The sequence below is a fragment of the Halobacteriovorax sp. CON-3 genome (assembly GCF_043196995.1).
GTDB lineage: Bacteria > Bdellovibrionota > Bacteriovoracia > Bacteriovoracales > Bacteriovoracaceae > Halobacteriovorax_A.
The window spans coordinates 30,936-54,252 of record NZ_JBEBNA010000004.1 but is presented as its reverse complement, the minus strand read 5'-3'; the positions used below and the strand labels follow the sequence as shown (position 1 = coordinate 54,252).

At 36.1% G+C, this 23,317-nt stretch carries 23 protein-coding genes; 16 read left to right on the top strand and 7 right to left on the bottom strand.

All coding sequences use genetic code 11. The features are described from left to right. The first annotated feature begins 162 nt into the window (after window positions 1–162). The 16 genes from ABMA72_RS16400 (at window position 163) to ABMA72_RS16325 (ending at window position 11,048) form a co-directional block, all read left to right on the top strand. Window positions 163–582, top strand: a complete 420-nt coding sequence (locus ABMA72_RS16400) for a DUF3846 domain-containing protein (RefSeq protein ID WP_393058024.1) — start codon at window positions 163–165, stop codon at window positions 580–582. A 178-nt stretch (window positions 583–760) separates the two neighbouring features. Continuing rightward, window positions 761–1,135, top strand: a complete 375-nt coding sequence (locus ABMA72_RS16395; RefSeq protein WP_393058022.1) for a hypothetical protein — start codon at window positions 761–763, stop codon at window positions 1,133–1,135. Window positions 1,136–1,235: 100 nt separating this feature from the next. Then, window positions 1,236–1,385 carry a hypothetical protein gene (locus ABMA72_RS16390; RefSeq protein WP_393058020.1) on the top strand — a complete coding sequence of 50 codons (150 nt, stop codon included), beginning with the start codon at window positions 1,236–1,238 and terminating at the stop codon, window positions 1,383–1,385. 102 nt (window positions 1,386–1,487) lie between these two features. Then, window positions 1,488–1,781, top strand: coding sequence for a hypothetical protein (locus ABMA72_RS16385; RefSeq protein WP_393058018.1), 294 nt, complete (start codon window positions 1,488–1,490; stop codon window positions 1,779–1,781). A gap of 14 nt (window positions 1,782–1,795) precedes the next feature. Next, on the top strand, window positions 1,796–2,032 hold the full coding sequence (locus ABMA72_RS16380) for a hypothetical protein (RefSeq protein ID WP_393058016.1): 237 nt from the start codon (window positions 1,796–1,798) through the stop codon (window positions 2,030–2,032). Window positions 2,033–2,301: 269 nt separating this feature from the next. Further along, entirely contained in the window at window positions 2,302–2,649 is a 348-nt protein-coding gene (locus tag ABMA72_RS16375; protein ID WP_393058014.1) for a hypothetical protein, read from the top strand. A gap of 55 nt (window positions 2,650–2,704) precedes the next feature. Next, the gene (locus ABMA72_RS16370; RefSeq protein WP_393058013.1) at window positions 2,705–3,082 is read left to right on the top strand and encodes a hypothetical protein; all 378 of its coding nucleotides are present in this window, start codon (window positions 2,705–2,707) and stop codon (window positions 3,080–3,082) included. After that, complete coding sequence (locus tag ABMA72_RS16365) at window positions 3,082–3,264, top strand: hypothetical protein (protein ID WP_393058011.1); 183 nt, start codon at window positions 3,082–3,084, stop codon at window positions 3,262–3,264. Before ABMA72_RS16370 ends, ABMA72_RS16365 begins: the two co-directional genes overlap by 1 nt. A 254-nt stretch (window positions 3,265–3,518) precedes the next feature. Then, entirely contained in the window at window positions 3,519–4,961 is a 1,443-nt protein-coding gene (locus tag ABMA72_RS16360; protein WP_393058009.1) for a DUF4942 domain-containing protein, read from the top strand. 439 nt (window positions 4,962–5,400) lie between these two features. Continuing rightward, the gene (locus tag ABMA72_RS16355) at window positions 5,401–6,228 is read left to right on the top strand and encodes a hypothetical protein (RefSeq protein WP_393058008.1); all 828 of its coding nucleotides are present in this window, start codon (window positions 5,401–5,403) and stop codon (window positions 6,226–6,228) included. Between the two features lie 364 nt (window positions 6,229–6,592). Further along, the gene (locus tag ABMA72_RS16350; RefSeq protein ID WP_393058006.1) at window positions 6,593–6,964 is read left to right on the top strand and encodes a hypothetical protein; all 372 of its coding nucleotides are present in this window, start codon (window positions 6,593–6,595) and stop codon (window positions 6,962–6,964) included. Between the two features lie 251 nt (window positions 6,965–7,215). After that, window positions 7,216–7,419, top strand: coding sequence for a hypothetical protein (locus ABMA72_RS16345; RefSeq protein ID WP_393058004.1), 204 nt, complete (start codon window positions 7,216–7,218; stop codon window positions 7,417–7,419). 431 nt (window positions 7,420–7,850) lie between these two features. Further along, on the top strand, window positions 7,851–8,660 hold the full coding sequence (locus ABMA72_RS16340; RefSeq protein WP_393058002.1) for a hypothetical protein: 810 nt from the start codon (window positions 7,851–7,853) through the stop codon (window positions 8,658–8,660). 2 nt (window positions 8,661–8,662) lie between these two features. Then, entirely contained in the window at window positions 8,663–9,499 is an 837-nt protein-coding gene (locus ABMA72_RS16335; RefSeq protein WP_393058000.1) for a hypothetical protein, read from the top strand. Window positions 9,500–9,501: 2 nt separating this feature from the next. Beyond that, window positions 9,502–10,485 carry a hypothetical protein gene (locus ABMA72_RS16330; RefSeq protein ID WP_393057999.1) on the top strand — a complete coding sequence of 328 codons (984 nt, stop codon included), beginning with the start codon at window positions 9,502–9,504 and terminating at the stop codon, window positions 10,483–10,485. Further along, the gene (locus tag ABMA72_RS16325) at window positions 10,485–11,048 is read left to right on the top strand and encodes a hypothetical protein (protein ID WP_393057997.1); all 564 of its coding nucleotides are present in this window, start codon (window positions 10,485–10,487) and stop codon (window positions 11,046–11,048) included. Before ABMA72_RS16330 ends, ABMA72_RS16325 begins: the two co-directional genes overlap by 1 nt. On the opposite strand, the gene ABMA72_RS16320 is transcribed toward ABMA72_RS16325, so the two are convergent. From ABMA72_RS16320 to ABMA72_RS16290, 7 genes are all read right to left on the bottom strand, one after another. Further along, complete coding sequence (locus ABMA72_RS16320) at window positions 11,045–11,878, bottom strand: hypothetical protein (RefSeq protein WP_393057995.1); 834 nt, start codon at window positions 11,876–11,878, stop codon at window positions 11,045–11,047. The genes ABMA72_RS16325 and ABMA72_RS16320 overlap by 4 nt on opposite strands. Before the next feature lie 188 nt (window positions 11,879–12,066). Further along, window positions 12,067–12,537, bottom strand: a complete 471-nt coding sequence (locus tag ABMA72_RS16315) for a hypothetical protein (protein ID WP_393057993.1) — start codon at window positions 12,535–12,537, stop codon at window positions 12,067–12,069. 10 nt (window positions 12,538–12,547) lie between these two features. After that, window positions 12,548–15,817 (bottom strand): hypothetical protein, encoded by a 3,270-nt coding sequence (locus ABMA72_RS16310; protein ID WP_393057991.1) that lies wholly within the window; start codon window positions 15,815–15,817, stop codon window positions 12,548–12,550. 149 nt (window positions 15,818–15,966) lie between these two features. Next, a complete protein-coding gene (locus tag ABMA72_RS16305; protein WP_393057989.1) occupies window positions 15,967–18,798 on the bottom strand; it encodes a hypothetical protein in 2,832 nt (943 codons plus the stop codon). Continuing rightward, window positions 18,786–19,847, bottom strand: a complete 1,062-nt coding sequence (locus tag ABMA72_RS16300; protein ID WP_393057988.1) for a GspE/PulE family protein — start codon at window positions 19,845–19,847, stop codon at window positions 18,786–18,788. The genes ABMA72_RS16305 and ABMA72_RS16300 overlap by 13 nt, the downstream gene beginning before the upstream one ends. Beyond that, entirely contained in the window at window positions 19,847–21,514 is a 1,668-nt protein-coding gene (locus ABMA72_RS16295) for a hypothetical protein (protein WP_393057986.1), read from the bottom strand. Before ABMA72_RS16295 ends, ABMA72_RS16300 begins: the two co-directional genes overlap by 1 nt. Further along, entirely contained in the window at window positions 21,511–23,316 is a 1,806-nt protein-coding gene (locus tag ABMA72_RS16290; RefSeq protein ID WP_393057984.1) for a hypothetical protein, read from the bottom strand. Before ABMA72_RS16290 ends, ABMA72_RS16295 begins: the two co-directional genes overlap by 4 nt. Window position 23,317 lies beyond the last annotated feature (1 nt).

The window sequence follows — 23,317 nt, the reverse complement described above, 5'->3', positions numbered from 1 at the left end:
AGATGATTGCCCTACTCTCCCTGTGTGCTTTCCGCTTATGGCCTTCGGCCCATAAAAAGATATCCATTTTATTTCTTCCAGGCCTTTACTTTTTAGGAGTATTGGCCGATAATATATATCATATTAATAACGAGTGAAATCACTCACAACAAAAGGAAAACTATGGAAACTATTGCTAGCGAAATTTTAGTGTTTAGATCAGAACTGGACAACAAAGACAGAAAATTCAGAATTGAGAAAATTAAAAACACTCTAGAAGCAAAACAGGAAATAGTTAAAGGTTACATTGAGAAAAATACTTCCTTCACAGAAAGCGAACTATATCACCAAGAAAGTGGCATTGATTGTTTTGATGTGTACGCTAACGAAGAAGCTCTATATGATGAAGCGGTTCCGTTTGTTCAAATTTCTCGAAAAGGAGAAGTTCTTTGTATTGTCGCAGGTGATTTTTTTATCGTTGGAGTAAAGGGAGAGAATCATGTGGACTTCGACCCAAACCTAGTGATTGATAAATTTCAATTTCAAATCCTAGATTCTAGCAACGAAAACTATGCTAAGTTCAGATCAGAAAATGGTCTTTAAAAACATAGGGGGCATGGTAAACATGCTCCCTTTTTAAACCTATTCCTTTGTTTTCCATATTCACTTTCTTTAGGGCTTGTTTATTTTATTTTTTTCTGGCCTTTACTTTTTATGATTATTCGCCGATAATATCATCATATTAACTACGAGTGAAATCACTCACAACAAAAGGAAAATCATGGGCCAACCCTCTTTATTAAACTCAGATACAATTAAGAGAATAGAAGATTCAATTATGTCTCTAGCTAACTTAACGCAGACAATTGGGAGTGATGAAAGTGAATTATATCTATTTTCAATTTTCATAGAAGCTGGAAGCGGAGCGGTTACAATGCTCCATGAGAGCAGTGAAGTATTCAGCTTCAATACATTCAATGAAACTCATTTCAAAATTGGTTCAAGCGTCTTCGACCTTATTATTCTAGATGTGAATCTTGTATTAGATGGTGAAATGTTCAGCGATTCAGAGTCTTGGTTAGATTCCTCATGCTTCTATTTTAGGTACACAAACAACAAGAATGAATCACTATTCTTTAGATTCGACTTATTGTAAAAATAATACATTCACGGCCTTTACTTTTTAGGAGTGTTGGCCGACAATGTTATTACATTATTAATTGCGAATTTCGCATACAAAACTAGGGAAACATTGCATGAACTTAAGACAATTGAAACTACTGGAAGAACTAAAGATCGAACAAGAAAAATGCGATAATGATATTCATGAAGCAGTAAGCAATTTAGCGCAAAAGCATGGGGTATCAAATAACTACTTGCTTGCATTGTATGATGGCGAGGAATAGGAAAAAATCATAATAATTCGGCCTTTGCTTTTCATGAGTGCTGGCCGATAACTTATATGTAAATTATATGAAAGCGAGATCGCAAACAACAAAAGGACATTTATGAGCAATTTAAAAATGAGAAATAAAATTAAGCGAGTAAACTTTTACGTATTCATGAAAGCAATTGAAAAAGCTAACTGCTCTCATCACGTTAATATTTTGAGAGCGATTGAGTTGGACAAGCTCAGTCAATCTGATAAAGACACCTTAAACATGATGGCGTTTGACTCTACAGAGGGTTGTATGATTGATCTCAATAGTACTCCTAAGCTAAAGGACTGTACTCAAGAAATAATCAACAAGGAAATTGAAAAAGTCGCAGCAACCCTAGACCCATTTAGATACATTTGTTAAAAAAAGGAGTAGTCTTGAAATCTATAATCTTCTTTACCGAGAATAAAAAAACCTTAAAAAATGTAACAAGTCACACTTTCGACTTTAGAGGAATCTTAAGCGGAAAGGCAGTTGAGAAGATGAATTTGACGTTTAAGGAGGCTCCAAGGGATTTACCTAAGGGTTACTATATATTCAAGTTAAAAGACGTAGAAATAGAAAATAAAATAGGTCATGCAATAGTACACGAATATAAGTTTTTTGAGGAATAATATGAACTCTCCAAAATTTGTTAATATAGAAAAATGTGAAATTGATGTTGTTGAATGTGTATGCGGTTATCACATCGGTATTGATTCTACTTTCATAGATCAAGTTGAACACTTTAAAACCATTTGTCCTGCATGCGACTTTATTATTGATACAGAAAAAATTTATTGAAAATATCTTCGTTCCGGCCTTTACTTTTTTAGAGTATTGGCCGATAATGTTATTAAATTATTAATCGCGAATATTTCGCAAACAACAAAAGGAAAATATAGTGATAATAAGCTCTAACATTTCTTTCAATAGTGTCTCTGCCTTCAGCAAGGCATCTGTTAAATTACAGAAAAAGAATAAAGATAATTGCTCGTTCCCAGAGGCTCCGGATACCGTTACCTATTCAATGGATGAGATAAAAAATTGTTTTGATTTCTTGTGTGCTTGGTATGTTTCTGAGCTTATCTATGATGCTAAAAATGATTCTGGAAACCCATATGCTGATTACGACCTAGAGGCATTTGAAAGGAAGGCAAAAGATTTTTACGGGGAATGGGAAATCGTTTCAATAATTCATGAGTGTGCCTATCTGGGGTTTGTACCTGCACCGGCAGTTGCATACATTTAATAGATTATAATACGACAAGAATTAGAGTGAAATCACTCACAACAAAAGGAAAAAAATGAAAAGAGTAATTGATAAAGATTTTAGTTTAAAAATTGATTTAACTAATGGCAAAACGACCGGTCTTTTTGTTTTTAATTTTATTTATCAGCACAAAGAACAAGGAGAGGATGTAGAGAAGACCGTTGTCATCAACAAAGATATACCTAGATCAACCGTCCTTAAAATTCTTGACGAATACGATATCGAGTACAGCGCCAAGGCTATAGAGTTGTTTAATAGATACAAGGAGACGTATAATAACAGAGCAATAGCGGAAAGTTTATGGAGAGCAAACTCTAATGATCTTCGAGGGCTATTAAAGCTTGTAGAAAAAGACCCTAGGGCTACTGAGAACACTCTCGAAATGATTAGGTTTCACTTAGCGGGGATGTAATGAGCGTACTAAATAATGAAGAACTTATAGAGTTGAAGTATCAGTCAGACGGAGCGAGTGATGCCATTTCCCTCGCTAGCGACTTAGGTTATAAAAACTGGAAGTATTGCGTAAGTTGTTCTTGTGAAGTTCCAGTTTGTGCAACGACCTTTTGTCTTCTATGTTCTTCTTCTTGCGAGTAGTTCCGAGTTCGGCCTTTACTTTTTTAGAGTATTGGCCGATAATGTTATTAAATTATTAATCGCGAATACTTCGCAAACAAAATCAGGAGCAATTTATGCAAAGAGAATTTAGAGAAAACAAAGACTTCTACCCTACACCTTTCGGGACTTTTTTAAAAATGAAGTCAAAAGTTAAAGACTTTAGAGACTGTAAAAGAATCCTAGAGCCATCTGCCGGCACTGGTGCTATAATTGAGTTCCTTAAGGAAACCTCAATGCACCATCACAATCAAAAAACATTTGCTATTGAAAAAGATCCGTTACTACAGGCAACCCTAAGAGGGAAAAACTTCAATGTAATTGATTCAGATTTTTTAAATTATAATTCTGGTGAACAGTTCGATCTTATTATTGCAAATTTTCCTTTTTCAGATGGGGAACATCATTTACATAAGGCCATTGATATTATGTTTTCAGGGCAGATAGTTTGCCTTTTAAATGCTCAAACAATCAAAAACCCACACACAAACGAAAAAAGAAGACTCGTACAAAGACTAGAAGAGCTAAACGCAAGTATTGAGTTTTTAAATGAAGAGTTTTTAAATGCAGAAAGAAAAACTCGCGTAGAAGTTGCTTTAATTTATATAGACAAGCGACAAACCTTTGAAGATTCTTTTTTTGATGGAGTTAAAGAAGATCAAGAAAATGTTATTAATCTCGAAGAAAGTTTCGCGTTAGAACAAAACACTATTGAAGGTTTAGTGAAATCCTACAATGGTTCACGTGAAAAAATACAAAGTTTCATTGTCGAAGCTTTTCAAAACCACTCCATCTTTAACAATATTTTAAATATTTCAGTTATAGGGGCCGAGACTGGTTATGGAGAGAATCCCCAAACCCTTACACAAGAGGTCAAGTTACTCGTGAATCAGGCAACTAATCTCTTAAAAGAAAGGTTCTGGAAAAGAGTTCTAGAGCTTCCAGAGGTAAGAAAAAAGATTACTAACCATTCAGAAGATAGATTCATGTCCGAAATTGAAAAATGGAAAATGATGGCATTTTCTGAAAGCAACATTTTACAATTCGTGATCAACTTAACAATGCTCTACCCTAATGCTTGCAAAGAGGGTCTGCTTTATATATTCGATGAAAGCACTAAGTATGCTTTTTATCGTAAAGATAGCGAACCTTACCAATCGAGCAAAGACAATATCCAATTTGTTAACGCTTGGAAAACGAATAACGCATTTAAAATTAACGAGAGAATAGTTCTCCCCCTTAATTTTTGGTTAGGTGCTTCGGAGTCCAGTTGGGAAAGAAAAGAGTTTCTTGACGATTTAGAAGTCGTTTTAGGTTATTACGGTAGGGTTTCAGAGAGATCAATGGACGATATAGTCGTTGAAGCGATCAAAAACGGACAAACTAGAAAAATAGACACAGAATTTTTTGAAGTTTCAGTATTCAAAAAAGGCACTATGCACTTAAGATTTAAAGACAAAGAACTTTTAAGAAGATTCAATATTGACGCTTGCAAAGAAAAAGGTTGGCTTCCTCACGATTATTCTAATAAGTCTTATGAATCAATGAATGAGGAAGAAAAAGAACTTGTTAAAAACTTTGAAGGTAAATCAAATTATAATGTTTTCAATGAAAGTTATAAGAGCTTAAGAAATGTTAGTATGAAGTCTCTTCCTCTTCTTAGTTGCTTACCTTCTTAGGGGGCTTGGGTGGCGGTTTCTATCCGTCGCCCCTTTATTGAATCCTTTGCGCTCTACACTTTGATTTTCTTAACCCTTCGGTTGCGAAAATCAATCCGCAGGCGCAAAGAGTTGCAGAGATCGTGCAAACATGGAGTCGGTGGCAAACCGTTTCGCTTAATTCTCCACTGAGTAGAACTCTTATAAAAAATGTTCGCTTTTCGTATTTACAACATTCGCTTTCGCTCACTATTATAAATACGCAAGCATCATTTTTTAACGATATCAATTCACAACAAGGGCCTGCTTCTTATCTTTTAATAAGGTACTTTCACTTAAAGAAAAATCGAAAAAAATAAAAAAAAACTACATCTAGGCCTTTACTTTTTTAGAGTATTGGCCGATAATGTTATTACATTATTAATCGCGAACACTTCGCAAACAACAAAAGGGAAAACTTATGAAGAGTCAAATTCTATTTAACAACTACACCGACTTTAATTCTGCGCTAGAGTTAACGATTGATAACTCTAATCTGTCGCCTAGAAATTCAAGAAGAAAGTACACAAAAAGAAAACATTGGCTTGAGACGACAAATAGAGGCACAAGATATTGCTATGCAACTTACGACGAATCAAGAAAAGCGTGGTGCTCACCAAAAAAGACAACTTTTTCACCTTTTAAGTACATGGTGTTAGCTGATAACGATATAAAAACCGTTACAATCTCACGCTATTCTAATCCAGTTGATATCAAAAAACTGTTTGAAAGATACGATTTTCCAGAGTGTGAAAAAAAGAAGTTGTCACTACTGGCAGATGGTTTAACAGAAGCGAAGAAAAGATCAGATAACATCGTTAATAAAATCTTAGAAGAAAAAAAAGCAAAGGCCAGAAAGCTTACCGATTACGAAAATGGAAAAGTTTACACAGAGGGCGAGATCGTCAAATCGGTGGAGAATATGCCAACCTTAAGGATACAACTAGTAGGTTATGCAATTAAGAAAAGATGCAGAAAGTCAGAGTATTTTAGAGAAACTATTGGTTTCCTTCTCGATACAGAAGAAAATAGAAAAATGGATAAGGTAGAGCTTTATGAATCACTAAAAGAAAAAATTAGCGAGATCACTAGTAAAAGTTTCAGGGAGGTTAAAGAAATGACTTTTCAGTTAAAAGTTGTTGAATATAAAGCGCCATACGAGGGTGGAATATATCACGGCTTTAGTGAATCTCTCTCTATCGGTTTTAGTCGTGATGATTCTATCGTATTTAGTCACAAGCTTGTTTAATTTTTAATTAATTGGGTGCGGTTCTTGCTGCGCCCTTTTTTGCGTCTCTTGCTCATTTAGTATGTACTCATGGTTTTTTTATCTGATAGCAGAGAAGAAAAAGCGGCATTTTTAAATATTTGGCAAGCTTTAGTGGTGTAATTTTTTTAAACTATATCGAGGTATTGAGTTTGGACTTTTTAGAAAAGTCCGCTTGTCTCGCTCAATAGTCCTCTACTCTATTCTGCTTTTTTGCCTTCCGCTTATGGCCTTCGGCTTGTGAAAAATATCAATTTAATTTTTCTCTGGCCTTTACTTTTCAGAGGTTTTCGCCGATAATATATTTATATTCAAAAGCCAATTGGCACAGCAAAGCGAGAAAGAAATGTCATATTTAACAAAGAAAGATCAAAATTATTTAAAAGGAATTGAGAATAAAATTAGATTCTTTAGGGCCTTGTCTCACAAATTTCATTCTTCAAGTTTTGAAAAAAATATCTTTCAACTTGAGTCTAAGAATGACTTTGTAATACTTGTTCACATGAAAAAGATTATTGACTCCGATTCTCTTTTAGCGATTCACCTAAGAACGTCTTGGGCCGAATTTAGGTCACATATTGAAACCGTTGATAAGATCATCTTTTCAAATTCTTTTTACAATCTTGTCAGCGTCCTAGCGAATACTAGTTACGAAACTCTATATAATCTTGCAAATTCTAAAAAATCTGCAATTGATTCATATAAAAAAGTCGCTTAACCCCTAGCTCTAAAAAGCCTATCTTTGAATTAAGAAGGCTTCTGCATTGGGGGCGTTTGGGACTGCACACCTCACACATTTTGCCCCTAGCAGTTTTTTTTATTTCTCAAATCAGTTTCTCTATTTCTTCTTTTATTTTATTCTTTCTCATGGCCGGCATTTTTTTCGGCCTTACTTTTATTTTTCTTAGCGTTTATAATTAATTATGACATTAACAAAAGCCGTAATGGCACTAACAAAGTGAGAAAAAAATGATTAATTTCAAAATGACAAAACAAGAAAAAGTTCAATTACTTGGTAATCTCTACGAGCAAGAGATCAAGGGCTCAAATAGTGATCTTCTTTTAAGTGGGAGAGGTCGAGATATTTTTGCAAAAATTGACACCCTTTTAAGTGGTTCATTTTCTGACGAATTTCTAAATAGTGAACTAGATTATTACAATCCGTTTTCATAATTGATAATAGTCGGGGCCACTAAAATAAAAGGGCCTCGACCTTTTTCCAAAAAAAACTTCTATTGAAATATCCTTCTTAACTCTCTTCTTCCTATTTTCTCAATTATTAGCTAATTTCATTTTTTCAATGAATCATCATTCTCATAGCCCAAGTCCCTAATATCACTATATTTTAGCATTTGACATTTTCCCCTCCTAAGTTCTCAAAATTATTGCGTTCTCAGCAAGCTTCAAACGTACATCCTCCCCCCAAAATTAGCTCCGCTAAATAGAGGGAGGATGATATGTGAGAATATACGTGAGATTATATGTGAGAATTAGCTTGTAATGTGAGTTTATACGTGAGATTATATGTGATGTGAGAAATGGCTTTGTTTAGTCTTTTTCTCTACTTTAACCTGTTCTTTTTATCAATTTTAGTAGGAGCCTTTATGACAAATGAAACAGAGAGACTTTCGACTTTTGAAATCACAAGAGTCCTCGCTGATATCTCTGTTTTCACTGATGGGTTCTTCCCTACGTCAATATTTTATAGTGGCCCATCTTCTAGATATGCAGTGAGGGACTATTTTAAGAAGCACCCTGAGTATGTAAGCGAGATATTAAGGGCGAGGATTAGAGTTCTTCAGATTACAGATAGTTTCAATGCTAAAAATGGAATTATCGCGAAGAGAGATGACAACATAACTAAAACAAGGGTTTTGTCAGGGATTATTTCGTCGGCTTTTATTAGGCTAAATGGCCCACCTAAGACAGGATCTTTGCACTATGGTAAGACTGCTTTCTTTCAGACAGTTGGAAATGTAATTGCAGATCCTTTCGATGATGTACTGATACCTGAGCACGTGGAGGTCATAGCTACGATTTCAGATCGCATTAAACATTTCTCCGAGCTGGGCTACTCTGCTATCGTTCCACCTGCCCTCTCGTCTAAACATACTAAATCTTTATGCACAGAAATGTATAACGATATCATGAATTACGTTTCTTCAGGTAAAGTTTTAAGCAATACTTTAGAGTCAAAAAGGACTCTTGGCTATGGTCGATATAAACTTATAACTAATTATGAGAACTTGAATTTAGACTCTGTTCATACTGAAAAGCTTTCGTATCCAGGAATAGAGAAAAAATTAACCGGAACTGAGAAGATCGAATTAGATAAGCAGCTAGGAGATGTTCCTAGTGAGGACATAAATAAAGACTATGTGTTTGGAGTGTACGTCCTATCCGAGGAGGATTAAAAATGAAAATACTATTGTTATTTCTTACATTATCGCTTTTATTTTCATGCAGCAGTGTTGTGTCAAATGTTCAATATCCTTTTAAAGAAAAGAATACTTTTTCAGATGTCTCAGGTAGATCCATTAGTGTTGCCATCAACACTAATGATCCAAGATTCTTTCCTTCGGAGGCACTTTCTTCCATTTTAATCAAGAACAATGTAAGAGTGGAGAGCAAGGAAACGCTTAGAGATACTGTGCAAGACAAAATTAGAGGGGTTGCATTTCGTAGATCAGGGAGAGCTGATTATGAACTAGTGGGCAAGGTTGTTGTCGATATGGCAAGTTCATCTTGTGGCCGCAATTATTGTCTTTATAGAAACTCTTATATTTCAATTAAGATAACAGAGATACCCTCTGGTGATGTATTGTATTCTGACAGCTACACTTATAGTAATGATGTCGAAGGAATGACTCTAGATTATTATTCTTCTTATTCTGAATCGCTACGAAATAATTTTCGCAAAGAAGTTGTAAATGAAATAGCTTCTAGGTTGTTCGGAAGACTGTACATGATAGAGGTTCCGTTTATTACAGATCCGCAATTTCCAAAGTTAGAAGAAATAAAGGTTCTAAGCAGCTCTTCTAGCACTTGGGAAAAGGCATATATACTTATAAGAAAAGAACTGCTTTTTGCCGATAATAACTATCGTGAAGCCTTAGAGTTGAATCGTGTGGCCCTTCTTTTTATGCAAGAAAAAAACAAGGAGGCTATCTCTGGCTTGAAAAACATTAGTCCAGTTCGTTACATTTCTGTTTATGAAAAGTTGAATGGCATACTAGCGAATAATAGGAGGTAATTTTGAAAGATGATAAGTTCCTGTTTATATATGACAACTCGCCTTTTATTGTTTCATTTTCTGCGATTTATTTTGCGTTACATAGTGCTTTGTTAGGACATGGGGATGAATGGTCAATTCTTGCTTATTGCCTTTTGGGCATCGCTTTTATTGTAGTTTTGCTTTCTTACATATCCACTAAATTTGGGATTGAGAGAACAGACAATAGATTTTTAGGTGAGTTTAAATTTTCTAGCCTGTCCCCTTCTGAGGAACAGTTATTAAAGAAAAGAAAAGAACTTTTAAATAATAAAATTTCTAAAATTAACTATATCACACATTTGAATGTTTCAGATGTACGCATTTCTGATAATTTTTTGGGGGCTGATCTTGTCGTAAGAAAAGGCCATGGAGCCGATGATGTTATTGTAGTAGCATCCAGAGACATCCTAATTGGCGAAAACGGTTATAATGTTAATGTTGTAGATGATGAATACTTTTCATCGCAATCGGTTTTTGAAATCATAAAGTATCGCAAAGCGCGAGAGTTTAAAGCTCTTTTTTTGGGTAATTACTATTTCTTTCTACTTAATATTTTTCGAATAATCCTTATCGCCATAGTTCCTTTAGCGTGGGGAGCATTCTTTATAGATCGAGAAGAAAAGCGCAATATTGGGAAAGATGTTGACGGGCATGGTTTCATATTAGTCGTCCTTCTTCTTTCCTTGGTGTCGGCTTTTTCGTTTTTTGTGGCCAAATTATGTTCTAACTTGCTTAGTCGAGTTTATATGGAAGTAAGGACAAGAAGGACAATACCTTTAAGCCTTCAGGTTTTCAACTGGGAGTACTTTAGGCCAGACCTTGAGCATCATTTGTCACACATTAGGCAAAAATATGGGGATCGTTTTGATTATGAGAATCATAACTATGAATGTTCTTACTATTTTCTAAGATGGCAAAGCGATCCCTCTCTCGGACATGGTAACATCTTGAATCAAGGACAATAATGAAGAAATCAAAATATCAGAAAGATTTTATCCTTTTTTTTAACAATGCCCTTCGCTATTGCAAAGGTGCTTTTGTCTTAACTATCGAGAAAGATTTAACAAAAAGAAGAAGGCTAGAAAGATTTATTTACGAAAATCACGAATACTTTGATATCTATAGAGGAACTAGGGGGAGTGTTAGGACTTTTAAAATTAAGCAAGCCCTAGTTGAAGAGATGGGTCTTATCAAGACTAGGTTAACTGAATCTAACACCATAAATGGGCTTATCGATATATTACTTGTTGGTTGTTTTTGTATGGAGAGAGAGATACCTGTAGAGAATGTTAGCTTTAAGTTCAACACCTACTTCGAGGTATCAAATATAAAAATTGGATTTTGTTCTACATCTTATGGTCTACCTTCTCGTGTCATTAACGATATCGACTTACTAATATCTCTAAAGAAACCTAGTAAAAAAATGCTCGATACAATGCCGAAGAAAGAAAAGGACTTGTACGAAAAAAGCGTATGTCCTCTAGCTCTTTCGAGTTTCAGGGTGGCACTTGTTGATACAGATTACTAATACAGTCTATTTGATTTGCAAACAAACCCTGCCTCGAACATATTTGGGCCTTCTTCAAGCTCACTAATTGCTGTAAGTGCTTCGTTTAATATTAGCATGGCTTGTCTAACACCTTTATCGCTAAGTGGCTTAACTCTGTATTTCATAAGCCAAGCAAGATCAATCTCATTGTCATGGATCTTAGACCTTTCGCATTCTTTTCGCGATCCGATATCGCTAATCATACTATTGATAAAACCTGAAACAGCTTCTTTATTGTAGTCAGCTCTTACGCGACCAGGAAGGATTGTGCCATAGCGATTCACTTTTAAAACTGACAAAGACTGAAGTTCTCTTAGAACCTTCAGACCTGCATTGCCATACATGTTTTTAATTCTAGTTAAAGTTGGATTATTGTGCTTGTTTGTAATTGTCATGATATAGATATTTCTGTGTAGGTCAGAATGAGAAAGTAGCTTCTGAAGCTTCTCTTGTTCAGAAGGAAGTGCTTTGTAGCTATTTACATCACCATTGTCGCAGAACTCTCTATAGCCACCAAGGACTAAGTGTTTTACAACATCGGGTAGATCTTCTACTTTTAAATCGTCTCGCTTATAGATGAATTTATAAAGAGCTATATACCCAGCTTCATCACTAGGAAGCCCTCCCTTTATGGTAGCTTTTCCATTTTTTAGCCTGTAAAAAGAAGATTTAGATGCTTTCGTAACATCAATGTATGATTTTACAGCCTCTCCTGGCTCATATCTTGTGTTAACTGCTATTTGAAAGTCTTGAATAGTTCTTTCTAGGACTTGTGTTTTCATTTTTCTTTCTAAATTAACTGCTTCCATATAAAACCCATTTTTTTGTTTGTGCCTTACTAGGAGCAAATACTGTGCCATACACAAGACAAGTGAAAGCAGTGACTTAAAAGATTGTTGTGTGTAAAAAGTGAACAGTGGAGGTAGAATTGTCTATTGTATAAACAAGTAGGCCCTGAGTAGATCAGGGCCAATTAGACGGTTTTTTATGGTAAGTGTTATTGTATGAGTTTTTTCTCTTGAAAGCCCTTAAAGCCGAGCTCCATAAGCTCATTTAGCTCTTTTTTTCCAAGGTTTGGGAGGATTTCAGCTAGGAAATAATCCTTATCAATTTTAGATTCTCCATTTTCTAAGCGTTTGATGTTATACCCAAAGAATCTGTAGGTAGTCATATCAGAATATGTAATAGATGACATCTTTAGAAACTCTCTGAATTTTTCATCTTCTTTAAGGTATCTCACCATCGCTTTTAAAATGTCTGTATTTTTAATCTTAAGGGGTTGCAGCGAGGACGTGATGTCTTCAATGATGTCGATAATTTCCCCATCCTTTCCCTTTTCTCTGTTTAGATTGAGTGAGGCCTTGAGGAACTTATTCTTCTTTTTGGTAAGTACTTGTTCCTTCGCCTCTTGTTCTATTTTGTTATTCTTTAGTAGAGTGCCCTTTTCAACTTCTGAATTATTTTCCATTTATTTCTCCTTAAATAGTTAAAAATGTTACATTTTCCATGTGACCAAACCATTTAATATATTTGGTCTGATGAGTTTTATTACTGTAGATATATGCGTGATCAAATTTTGAATTTTGAAGTTTCTCTTGCATTCTTTTTTTAGTGTAATTTCCGTATTCTACTGCTATTACACCTTCCCCGTTACCCCCAGACAGTACATTTAGCTGCCTGTCTTCGACTTCTAGGATTACATCCATGAAGTGCTCTGTAGTACGCTGATTATTCAAGACATTAGTTTTACTTGAACCAAACTGTTGATACTCACAGATAGTTTCAAGAATTTTGACTTCTTTTTCCTTGAGTCTTTCCTTTGCATCGTTAACTGCGTCTACAACTTTCAGGTCATGAGGGAGAAGGTCTTTTCTTTTTTGCTGAGACTTAGCAATAAGTTTTTTATCTGTTAACTCCTCCAAGACACCTCTGCCGGAAGCTAAACCATCGTGTTCTATTGAGTAATACTCTAGCTGTCCTTTAATTGTAGGAAGTATGTGCTTTTTTAGAAACTTTCCTTCAAACCCTAGTTCTTTAATGAAGCTTAAAGATGAAATAGTGTCTAGCTCCTCATTTGAGATTCCCATTTTTACAATTTGCGCTCTAGTCATTTGTTTGAATCGATTAACTTCCATCAGCACGTCAGATTTTACAATTCCTCGACCTAGGATTACCTGAGGGATTCCTGCACCAATTATCCCCTGAGGGCCATACTTGAGGTTTTTATAATTCTTTAAGAGCTCAACCATGCGAGGAGATCCTGGATATATCTTGTTTCTGTATAAGTAGGACTCACTAAGGCAATATTTGTTGATTGTTTCAAGATTGCCCTGATTTAGCATTTCAATGATCTTATGAGCTTTTCGACTGTTGATAACTGGCTTAAAATCAGCTTTCTTATGTAATGTCAGGTTTGGAAACTGAGAGATTGGGCCATGGAGACCACTTCTCATTTTTGAAAACTCTACATTTTCAGGCTTGTACTGAATAGATTGGACGTATTTATTATTAATAGGTATGGCTCCACTTTCAATAAGTTCACCAAGCCTTTTCTCATCCACACTATATTCTTTCTTTGCAACATTTACAAGGTGTGAGTAAAAACTACTACCTTCTTTTACATTGTTGTACTCACCTTCAATGTATCTTTGAGCGAAAATCTCCTCCCCTTCATTCTTAAACCTAAAACCTTTCTCAAGGCTTTCTGAAAGACTATTTTTAGTAATGGGGCTTGTTTCAATAACCCCCTTTTCAATAAGGTGATTAAACCTTTCAGCACTAATATCCCAATCTTTTAAAGCATACTTCTTTAGATCCTCTACTGATGAGCCTTTATCTTTTCTAAACCTCAAGTGTTCTACATAGTTTAACTCGTCGATTGTTAAGAGCGAGGAGTTAATTTTGTCGATAGCTGATTTTGTATTGGCAACCTTTAGTGCCATAAGTTTTTCTTTATACGTAAGGCCATCAACCCCCTTAACTCTATATAGTATGAATGATCTAGCCTCTTCTGTCGAGATACCCCTGTCGATTTTTAAGTCTTCACTCAAGTTCATTACGCTTCTGATGTCATTGTTGTGAACATTGAAGCATAGTCTCCCGTCAATTGGATCAAAATTCTTTCTAGCAATCACTTGTGGGGAGTGGTCAATTTCTACGAATCTTTTAATACTCCCATAAAGTTCTTTTTTTAATGCGTCTTGGTCTTCTCTTTTAAAGTTGTGTTTAGTTATTTCTTTTTGTAGTTCAGAAAAACTATCGTAACGGCCAAAGAACTTTGAAGAAAGCTCGTTAATTAGTTTTGAATCATAATTCTTAAAATCACTATTATTTTTCTTGAAAGTGTCTTGACAGAGCCTATAGCCATAAACTGCTTTATCATTTAAATTTTTTCTCACATCTTCATTAACGCTTTCAAGAACTCTATTAAACTCTTTTTGAGTGTATGGGCCGACATACTTCTGGCTTAATAGTCCTCTTTTGTCTAGATCACGATCCGTAAACAGTTCTCTCACTCCTAGTTTCTCTGCAAAATCCCAGAAAACATCAGTTGTTGATCTCTCTATACCCTGTTCTTTTACATAAGCATCATATGAAGAAAAAACATCTTCCTTAGTTTTATTGTGCCTAAAAACAATGCCGCTTCTCTGAGCCTCTGAACCGATCTGCAAATCATTTACATTAGATAAAAAATCAACGCGATCCCTTTCTTCTTGATCAAGAAACTGTATGTATTCACCCTTCAGAACATTCAGGTCATCACTGTTCGATAAGAAAGATGGATCGTTAATATACAACTCAAGGGCCTTCGCTTTTAAAAAAGGATCTCCAAGTTCTTCTTTTCTACCTGATAATTCTAATATTTCCTCTTTTATTCTTAGCGGGATTTTCTCTTCAACGAATATTAACTTTTCATCTCTTTTCAGCCCCTCCTTTTTAATGTCCGAGAGAATTAGTGGGGCATTGCTAGAGTCAATATAATATTTTCTACTATAGTCTTTTCTTAGGCTCGTAACTCTAGGGTCTTCGCTGTAAAAAAAGTCTATGGAGTCACGTTTCTGACAACCTACAGAAACAACAATGCTCTCTCTGATTTCAGCTTTATCATTACTTAGTTTAATATTCTGAACCAAGCTTTTTTTATCAATATTAGATATGTCTTTAGTAAATAAAGTATTTCCTTTATTTACTATTTCATTTACATTTCCAACTTCTTTTTCGTACTCAAAGAAAGTCTTTATGAAACCGTTTTTTTCAAGGTACATTACCTCCGAGATAGTAACGTCATTTTTAGTTGCAAAGTTGATTATGTCAGATTTCGAAGACATCGATTTCGATTGATCCTTTAGCTTCAATAAAAACGATTCCTCTTTTTCTGTAATATATTTTATACCCGTAGTTTCTCTAGATGCTCTTAGGTATTGTATCTCTTCTTTGGATAGAGATTTCTCAAAATCTTTCCTTGTAACTAGACCCTTTGGAACCTTTTGCTCGATGATTGAATACCTGTGATTAGACAATTTAATTAGACCATCGTTCTCTAATTTATTAACTTGCCTCATTACGTCAGGGCTTGAAAACTTAAATTCCTTATATGAATCCATTCCCCTTTTAGATACATCATGCTTTAGTTTCAAGTATAGGTCATATTCCTCGTTCGTTGGCATCATTGCGATGAGGTCTTCATTTGACAACCTCTCAAGATCTTTTTCCTTTTCTAGTCGCTTTTCCCTTTTAAATCCTTCCATTGAGCTCTTGTTGACTCGTCCACTAAGAACACTACTTGCTACAGATTTGGAATTATCTTGATAAAAATTTCTATTTGAAAGAACCTTGCTTAGCTCGTTTTGCTTCGCTAATACGTTAGCATTGTGCTGACGAATGGATTTCGTTACAACTAGATTACTTTTGCGAACTTGCGAATACATATAGGCATTCCTTGTATGATGTTAAGAACGTTACCAATAATAATTCCCCATTTGGTTACGTTTCTGTACTTAGTTTTGTGACCACATTTGTATATTAATGACCATTTATCATTCTTCCATTTCCAGTAGTCAGGGATAAATGTAAGCCTTCTTGTTAATATCTCATTGTGTAGCCATATTTTCCCAATGGCGCAGTATGGTGGAAGGTCGTTTATTACATGAGTGGGGACTTTTGCCTCTGTTGTTTCCGACTCTGTGAAAGATAAAGAAAGGCTTGAGTTACCTTCGTATAGTTCTGTGATAGTCTCTAGGTTTGGGTTATTTGCCATTTCTTGCACTGTTCGAGATATCTTCTTAACATTGTGTTCTCCACACGACTCTTTAATTGATTTCTGAGACTCTTTATCACTTGTAGAAAAGTAAATCTTACTTCTGACAACTCCATCAACTTTATTCCAAACGGCGGCTTTGTCGGCTTTTGATGCAAGGGCAGATTCCGACTGTGATGTTAATGCTGTTATACCCCTAAATCCTCTTGAAAACTCAAGGTATGAAAAATCATCATTATTATTTGTAAGTGTTAAATATCTTTGCGCCTCATCCATTACTTGAATTTTTGGCCTTATCATCCTTAAGTGCTCAGGAGTGGCCAAAACATCTGCTTGCCATCTAATCTTTATAAGAGTCAGTAGCGCACCAGATAGCTTTTCACCTAGATCGATGGCCGGTAAGTTTGGAACTAGAATCTTTCCTTCATCAATAATATTACTAAAGTTGATATTTCCATCCTCTGATGACAGGCAATCTTTAGCATCAGGAGTCGTAAACTTAGAAAAGAAAGATTGAGGTGTTGATATAACAGAGGCCCTTAACTGAGGTGTTCTTTGTGTAAACTCTATTAGACCTTGCCCTGCTTCAACAACTGTCTTGATAACACGCTTAAGATATTTTTTATGATGGTCGGCCTTGGCCTCATCATCGATATGACTTGATAGATCTATATCAAGCTCTTTAGCGATCTGAAGTGACAGGTTTGTTAATATTTCACTTGAGTTATCAATGATTTTAACCATTTCAAGTATTTGCCACTTTCTTTCGTCCCAATCCTTTTTCTTTTCTTCTTCCTGGGCCTTCGCTTTTCTCAGTTTTTCATCAAGGTGAAACAATTCTTCTTGGCGACTAACTATGGCGCTAGAGTTCAGTGCCCCGTTCTTAATTAATTTATTTATTCTCTCTATATCTTTCTCTATTTCTGAAGCAGACATACTTGACTGCTCATCAAAATAGTTAATCATTTCTTGTTCAAGAATTTCCTCAACTTTCGTTACATACTCTCTTCTCTTTAACTCTTCTGGAGATATATCTAATCTTTCTTCGTCTGTTTCATTTTCGTTCCATTTCGCAAAATAATCCTCCACCTTTATAACCTGATAAGTTTTAGACTTTAAGAACGATAGTTTCTCGCTTTCTTCTTTATCTATTATGCTATATGCGAGAAGTCTTTTTCCTAACCCATTAACAACAGACTGATGTACTCCTCGACTATTTACTTCCTCTACAGAGAAACCACCGGCCAGCTCGCCAAACTCATGAGCAACGTCATAAATAGTTGTTCTACTGTGCTTCTTAGCATGAAGCAGGGTGATTACTTTTGTTAATTGAGCATCGGTTTGAGACTCCCAATATGGCTCTCCTAGCCCTTTCCCCTGATAATTGATCCATGAGTTGATAATCCATGATGAGATTACGTTAGCCTTGTCACCATCCGTCCAGATCTTTTCCTGATGGATGATATTAGTTTTATCCTTTCCCCCCATTTCAAGAATAATTAAATCATCTTCCCTTCCCGCATCTTTACAGATTTGAATAACTTTCTCAGTAAGTTCTGCTTTAGCATCATGAATAATTCCAGTTGCCTTCTTTAGTGCATTTTTCGCATTCCAGTGTATAAACTGTTTAATAAAAGGAATAATTGCAGATTGTGTCTTCCCCCCTCCCGTTGGGTTAATAAACAGTATATTCCCTCTAAGTGTTTCTTCTGGAAGAATGACCTCCTTTTCATGAACCGTTGACTCGTCTATTATGTCCTCTCTCAAGGCAGACATGAATCTAGACCCCATTCTTAAATTGAATTCGTCTTCATCGTTCAGCTTTGTATTTATTTTTTCGACATCCTTTCGCCATTCAAAATTATTGTAAATAAAATCAAGCGCGACACTTGTACCTCTTGCGATCAATCGCATTCGCCCTTCTAGCAAGAGCATAAAATATGTTATTGATAGCAATATAAAGATAGCCTGATAGTCTTGAAGGCCTGTTGAGTAAACTAGTCTTTCAAATTCCAAAACCTCTTGTGATACTTCACCGTCTTTTACTATCGGGTAAAATCTGTAATATGAAAGAGCGTCTATGTGATTTCTCATAAAATAGATTGTAAATATCAAGACGGAAAGAAGTGAGAACCTAATACGGTTTATATGTGCCTTGTGTGGTGAAATATGTTTGTAGTGACTTTCATACCACTCAAGCTTCTGGCCAAGTTTCTTCTGCTCTGGAAAGATAAAATTTTTAACTGGTTTTATAACAAGATAGTATAGGCCGAGAAAAGAAAGGATCAGTAGAATGAAGTTCCACAGTATTGCTAGAGCATTGCTAAACAATGCGAAAGTTAAAGGAAAGAACACTTTTGGGAAAACCAAGTGCATAAGCCCATAAAGAACAATAATCACAATTGCCCAAAATACAAAATCTTTTATTTCTGTTGATTGTTCGCTGTTCTTTTGACTGCCTAGCTTTGCCATTTGTCTTTCTCTCTTTCATCAATGATTCCTTCTTGATAAAAACTCTCTAGGCTTTCATCAAGGGTAGGACTAAAATAAGAAATACTTCCATTCTTATATTCATTAAAGGATATTGCAGGAATCCTAGAAGGAATGTCGGTACGACTTTCCTTTGTTTTTAGAAGCCTTTGAGCAGTAACTAGTCTTAATACAGAACTAAGATCGCTCTTTTCAATGCCAAATGTATGAAACCTGTCCACCGCTTGTATTGGATCGTTTGCGTGAACCGTTGTAACTACTAAATGACCAGTTTTTGCCGCTTCTATCACTAGCATCGCGCTCTCTCTATCTCGAACCTCTCCGACATAAATAACATCTGGATCTTCTCGTAATGAAGATCTGATTGCATCCGACCACGATAGCTTTTGTGATATGCTTTTTTGAGTAACGTTTGGAATGATTCTTTCTACCGGATTCTCTATCGAAATTATCTTTGTGTCGTAACTATTAACCTCTGAAATCATTGCCTGTAGCAGAGTTGATTTCCCAGACCCTGTAGGCCCTGTGACAACAATTAATCCATAAGACTTAGTAATAGACCTTTTCGCAATCGATACAAATTCTTCACTGTAATTCATTTCTTCTAAGTTTAGTGTTTGTTCATCATAAATGATTCTTATGACGACCTCTTCACCGTGTACTGTTGGAGACAAGGCAACTCGAAATCTGTAGTTGGTATCATTAATGTTTAATGAAAATGCTCCGTCCTGGCATATCTCAACCGTACTTTCGTCCATTTTTGATATTCTTTTAATGCTGGAAATCGTTTCAACAATATCTTCTTTTGCCATTCTTTCGTTTATAACCGCAAGGCTTCCGTCTACCCTTGCTCTGACATAGCCACCCGACATATTTCTTTCTACGTGCATATCTGAAGCTTTCATTTTTATTGCTTCTTTTAATAGGTTTCTGAAGTTAGTAGATCCATTATTTCTTTCATTGAATATAGAGTTACTATCAATAGAAGATACTGGTCTAAAAGAGTTGGTTGTTCCCTTGATAGAACTCATTATTTCACTCCTAATGTTTGACCGCTTAAGTCGCAAAGCCTTCGTAAATACTTTTGTTGAAAAAGTTTGTACGCTTCAACTCTTATTGCCTTTTGACATGAGTTGTATTTACGAACAGTTGGTTGCCCCATGACTTTTATCTCTTGAATCTGTGCAGGAGATACGCATGATATCTTTTCCCAAATTGTGTAAACTCTCTTTTTCGAGTCAAAAGGCCTTATTTTTCCTTTTTTGATTGCGTCTTGCCTAGATATTTCAATTGCCGTAGCAGTAACTCTGTCACTTGCGCCAAGCACATTTTTGTATGATAGAGAAAGAGATTGGTTTGCGACTTCTTTAGCAATAAACAATGGATCTGTTGAAGAGTCTTTCATTCTAATGTCACCATATGAGTAGAGGCCAAATGCTCTTGTGTCGAATGGATAATATGATGAAACCTTCTCATCTGCCCCTATTTCAAGACCGAAGACATCATTGGCTAGTGACTTAAACCTTAGGGCCGTATTTGCATAAGTGTAATCGTTTCTTTGGTATGTTTTCCCCGATCTCGGGTAAAGCGCGCCCCATGGTGTACATGAAACTTTTGATAAAGGATTCATGCTTGCACTTTTTCTAATGTTATTAACCATTCCCTCTGAGCTAGATAAAGGGAATGAACACCCCATTAGGGCCGATCTCATAACGGGAGTTTCTCCCTGAAGTTTTTCTAAAGGAGGAGCCACTTCTGATATTTTCCCTGAGAATTTACCAACTGCTCTTTGCACAATGTCAGCTCCGCATAAACGTATATCCATTCCTGCCTTAGCTCTTGTTAGTCCATCTGCTGAAATAAGGTCAATTGCGCCAGTATCCCATGCAAAAGGTATGTCTTCACTCGTTGCAACGGGACACGTCATAGGAACCATTGGAACTGGCCACTTTATCCCTCCTGCACTTAGACCAAGTTTTTCTCTTTCTGGGCCACAGACCGTAAAATCTTTCGCGATTTTATGAGACAAGGCAACGGGCCAGGCATGAGCCTCTAGTGTAGGCATAACTGTTGATCCTGTAATCCTCATTCTGTTCATTTTTGAAACTGAAGCATTTAGAGCTAAGAAGTTTTTACTTTCACTCGGCGCAGATGCAATTAGAGCCTCGTCTAGTTTTCCTAGTTCTATTTTGTCAGATATTTTTCTGTTTAAAGAGTATAGAGAATTGCCTTCCGTGAAAAACGATGCAGGTGATCCACCCGTTTCTGTCACATCAATCATATACTTTGGCCAATAGTATGAAATATTCATCGAATAAGTTTTTATACTTATAGGCCCATCTGTCTTTTTAGACATAAGCTTATTTTCTGTTTCAATCGTTGAGGCATGGTAATCTGTATACACATTGCAAAGATTCGGATATCTTTTAGCTGTACCTGTTAAGATTGCGAGAGCTGGCCCAACCTCTACAAAACCTTTGGCTAATCGGCTCATCTCTTCGATAAACTCTACGTAGTTTTGTTGAAGCCTACTAGGATCTAGGCAATTTAAAGCAATACTACTCATTATTTCACCGAAATCACTTTTTATTTCATCTGAATTTAAAATTTTTTCCACTCCTGTTTCAAAGTTTGCTTGTGAATAAAAATTTACCACCCCTATCATGCCTACAATTAAAAGTGCTTTTTTTGTTTTCATTGTTTGGCCCCCTTCTCAGTGCTAGAGTCATTCTTCTGTTGACCACCGCTACTTGTAGCAACATCCATCCCCTTCTTTGCTAGAGTTGCACCTATGCTTACCACTCCTGCTACTGTTCCTATCGGGCCTCCCACAGTTGCCATGGCGGCCACTTTTGAAGCACCTGCTGTTGCCATCGATGCTGATGCTGCACCAATTTTGGAAGCTCCTGCTTTTGTCGCAGATACTATTGGTGCACCTTTATCAATCGCCGAGGCAACCTTCATTGAACCGGCACTAAACTTATTGGAAGCACCTTCTTTTACTTTGTTGAGCATAGAAGACTGATCCATTACATCACTTGCAAATTTCCTAGTTTGACCAACTCCATTTTTTTGAAAGAGTTGTTTCATTGAGTTACCGATTCGACCGCCCGTCGAAGACCTGTTGAACATCATAAGTCCACCCATTGCCGGAACCCCTGCCATGATGAACATTAGAACTCGTTGTTCGAACTTTAAGTATGCAACTATACTTCTCGCCAATTCGTCTTGAATATTTTCTATTGCCGAAAATGTGAAGGTTGTCCCAACTAAACTATAGCTCTCAGCAAAACTCTGTAACTCTGGTATTGAATGCAGCATATTTGAGTATCCTAGCCTCATTATGATTAACACATATCCGCTTAAGACAACTGCAAAGTATGCCGTAGTCCAGGCCTTTACAAAGAACAGGTTCCCAGTAAGGTATGGAACATAAACAACAAAGGAAAACGATACTTGAAGGGCAAGATAGGCGATGCTAATTGCATAAGGAAAATCGAGGATCATTTCTCTGTACTGATTTTCAAGTGTGGCTCTTTCTGATTCGTGAGAAAGACCAGTCCACCTTATTGCTCCATTCCACATTCTAGAAACGAAACCAGTAACACTGTTATACCAGTTTCCTGCATCAATATATTCATTACTTACTTGCGCACTTCTTGTTGCTTCTGCTAGGTCGTTTGTATATCCTTTGATATTGTAATTCATGCATTGATGTTTTATGTTCACAAGGTTCTTCATTGCCTTGTCTGTTGGATACTCTTTCTTAAATAGTTTTAATGTACTTTTATCAATCGCATTTTTCTTGATTTTTCCATAATATTTCTTCTCTAGGTTTTCTAGTCTTCTACTTATGAATGTGTCTCTGAGATCCTTGCAGTTAATCTGAACATCTCTACCTTTGTTTGTGATCGTAAACGACTTTTCACTAAGCTTATCAAGGTCGAAAGGGGCTCCGTAGTGATCCAAAACCGTACCTGAAACTAAGTCAATTAGTGCAATGTTACGAGTTCCATCATCTATTTTTCCGTGTGGAATACATTTTTTTCTCAAGGCTTCAAGAATTGGCTTTTCCTCTTCTGGTACTTCGCAGTTCAGTGACTCGCTAACCATGTCCATCAAGTAAGTCTTGTTAGCGAATCCTTCTTTTCCACCTGTTACGAGCGGAGCAATTACTTTTTTCTCCAAAGTGTTAACAAGCATTTCTGCAATCGTTTCAAACATGGCCATCCCAAACGGTCTTCCACTTGGGGCCGGCATTATTAAGAGCGACGAAAATACTGCCGCTAGTAGGTATCCTGTTGTTCTTTTTGAAACCTCGAATGATTCACTGTCTACTTTTCCAAGCTTAGTTGCAATTGTTAGAATAATCATCATTACACTAAATTGCTTCACAAAGTGGCCGAACGGAGATGTGTACAGAGCATTAGATATCATAATAGCGACCTCGTTTCCGCTATTCTGAATCCCCTCTGTTAGTAAGTTTCCTAGTGCGATCATC

Coding starts and splice junctions, on each gene's coding strand:
- ABMA72_RS16400 (WP_393058024.1), top strand. CDS start 163: ATGGAAACTATTGCTAGCGAAATTTTAGTGTTTAGATCAGAACTGGAC.
- ABMA72_RS16395 (WP_393058022.1), top strand. CDS start 761: ATGGGCCAACCCTCTTTATTAAACTCAGATACAATTAAGAGAATAGAA.
- ABMA72_RS16390 (WP_393058020.1), top strand. CDS start 1,236: ATGAACTTAAGACAATTGAAACTACTGGAAGAACTAAAGATCGAACAA.
- ABMA72_RS16385 (WP_393058018.1), top strand. CDS start 1,488: ATGAGCAATTTAAAAATGAGAAATAAAATTAAGCGAGTAAACTTTTAC.
- ABMA72_RS16370 (WP_393058013.1), top strand. CDS start 2,705: ATGAAAAGAGTAATTGATAAAGATTTTAGTTTAAAAATTGATTTAACT.
- ABMA72_RS16365 (WP_393058011.1), top strand. CDS start 3,082: ATGAGCGTACTAAATAATGAAGAACTTATAGAGTTGAAGTATCAGTCA.
- ABMA72_RS16360 (WP_393058009.1), top strand. CDS start 3,519: ATGCACCATCACAATCAAAAAACATTTGCTATTGAAAAAGATCCGTTA.
- ABMA72_RS16355 (WP_393058008.1), top strand. CDS start 5,401: ATGAAGAGTCAAATTCTATTTAACAACTACACCGACTTTAATTCTGCG.
- ABMA72_RS16350 (WP_393058006.1), top strand. CDS start 6,593: ATGTCATATTTAACAAAGAAAGATCAAAATTATTTAAAAGGAATTGAG.
- ABMA72_RS16345 (WP_393058004.1), top strand. CDS start 7,216: ATGATTAATTTCAAAATGACAAAACAAGAAAAAGTTCAATTACTTGGT.
- ABMA72_RS16340 (WP_393058002.1), top strand. CDS start 7,851: ATGACAAATGAAACAGAGAGACTTTCGACTTTTGAAATCACAAGAGTC.
- ABMA72_RS16335 (WP_393058000.1), top strand. CDS start 8,663: ATGAAAATACTATTGTTATTTCTTACATTATCGCTTTTATTTTCATGC.
- ABMA72_RS16325 (WP_393057997.1), top strand. CDS start 10,485: ATGAAGAAATCAAAATATCAGAAAGATTTTATCCTTTTTTTTAACAAT.
- ABMA72_RS16320 (WP_393057995.1), bottom strand. CDS start 11,878: ATGGAAGCAGTTAATTTAGAAAGAAAAATGAAAACACAAGTCCTAGAA.
- ABMA72_RS16315 (WP_393057993.1), bottom strand. CDS start 12,537: ATGGAAAATAATTCAGAAGTTGAAAAGGGCACTCTACTAAAGAATAAC.
- ABMA72_RS16310 (WP_393057991.1), bottom strand. CDS start 15,817: ATGGAAGGATTTAAAAGGGAAAAGCGACTAGAAAAGGAAAAAGATCTT.
- ABMA72_RS16305 (WP_393057989.1), bottom strand. CDS start 18,798: ATGGCAAAGCTAGGCAGTCAAAAGAACAGCGAACAATCAACAGAAATA.
- ABMA72_RS16300 (WP_393057988.1), bottom strand. CDS start 19,847: ATGAGTTCTATCAAGGGAACAACCAACTCTTTTAGACCAGTATCTTCT.
- ABMA72_RS16295 (WP_393057986.1), bottom strand. CDS start 21,514: ATGAAAACAAAAAAAGCACTTTTAATTGTAGGCATGATAGGGGTGGTA.
- ABMA72_RS16290 (WP_393057984.1), bottom strand. CDS start 23,316: ATGATCGCACTAGGAAACTTACTAACAGAGGGGATTCAGAATAGCGGA.